The organism is Falsiroseomonas oryzae, assembly GCF_027856955.1.
GTDB classification, from domain to species: domain Bacteria; phylum Pseudomonadota; class Alphaproteobacteria; order Acetobacterales; family Acetobacteraceae; genus Falsiroseomonas; species Falsiroseomonas oryzae.
On sequence record NZ_JAPSMD010000818.1, the window covers coordinates 1 to 1224 of the forward strand.

The 1224-nt window shown below is 77.0% G+C and carries 2 protein-coding genes; both read left to right on the forward strand.

All coding sequences use genetic code 11. The features are described 5' to 3' along the window. Positions 1–312 (forward strand): SPOR domain-containing protein (locus OZN99_RS31965; protein WP_270939215.1); only part of this gene is annotated, 312 nt, incomplete at its 5' end. Positions 313–428: 116 nt separating this feature from the next. Further along, a partial coding sequence (locus OZN99_RS31970) for a glycoside hydrolase family 3 N-terminal domain-containing protein (RefSeq protein ID WP_408611996.1) occupies positions 429–1224 on the forward strand: 796 nt, incomplete at its 3' end.

Below are 1224 nucleotides of genomic sequence, written 5' to 3' on the forward strand. Positions count from 1 at the left end.
CCACCCGTGCCGGCCGCGGCCGCGCCGGCCCAGCCTGCGCCGCCCCGCCCGATGACCGGCGGCCGGGTGCAGGTCCAGCTCGGCGCGCTGCCCACCGAGGAGGCCGCGCGGGCGGAGTGGGACCGCCTGAACCGCCTGGTGCCGGAACTGTTCCAGGGCCGCAGCCCACAGATCTCCCGGCTGGACCGCGGGGAGGGGCAGACGCCGCTGTTCCGGCTGCGTACGGGCGGCCTGCCCGATGCGGAGGCCGCGGCGCAGTTCTGCGAGCAGGTCCGCGCCCGCCGCGGTGCCTGCGTGCCGGTGCGCAGCTGAGCGCCACCCCTGCCATCGCCGCGATCGTCGGGATCGCCGGGACCACCCTGGCGAGCGAGGAGGCGGCGCTGTTCCGGCGGCACCGGCCGCTCGGCGCCATCCTGTTCCGGCGCAACGTGGAGAGCCCGGCGCAGCTGGCCGGGCTGACCGCCGCGCTGCGCGAGGAACTGGGCGCCGAGGCGCCGATCCTGGTGGACCAGGAGGGCGGCCGGGTCGCGCGGCTGCGGCCGCCGCATTGGCCGGCCTATCCGGTGCCGGCGAGCTTCGAGGGCGGGCCGGACGCGGCGGCGGAGGCCAATGCCGCGCTGATCGGCATGGATTGCGCGGCGGCGGGGCTCGACGTCGTCTGTGCGCCGCTGCTCGACCTGCGCCTGCCCGGCGCGCACGACGTCATCGGCGACCGCGCCTTCTCGGCCGATCCCGTTGAGGTGGCGCGGCTGGGCGCGGCCTGGGTGCGCGGGCTGCAGTCGGCGGGCTGCATCCCCGTGATCAAGCACATCCCCGGCCATGGACGGGCGCTGGTGGACAGCCATGAGAGCCTGCCCCGGGTGGCGGCCTCCGCCGCGGACCTCGCGGCCGATATCGCGCCGTTCCGCGACCTGTCGGGTTGCGGGGCCTGGGCGATGACGGCCCATATCCTCTATGCCGCCTGGGACGCGGCGCGGCCGGCGACGCTGTCACCCCGGGTGATCGACGGCGTGATCCGGGGCGAGATCGGGTTCGACGGGCTGCTGGTGTCGGACGACCTGGCGATGGGCGCGATGCGCGGGCTGTCGAACGACCTGGCCGCGGCGGCGATCGGGGCGGGCTGCGACATCGTGCTGCATTGCACCGGCGTGCTGGCGGAGACCGCGGCGGTGCTCGGCACCTGCCCGGTGCTGTCCGACCGCGCGGCGGCGCGGCTGGCCGCGT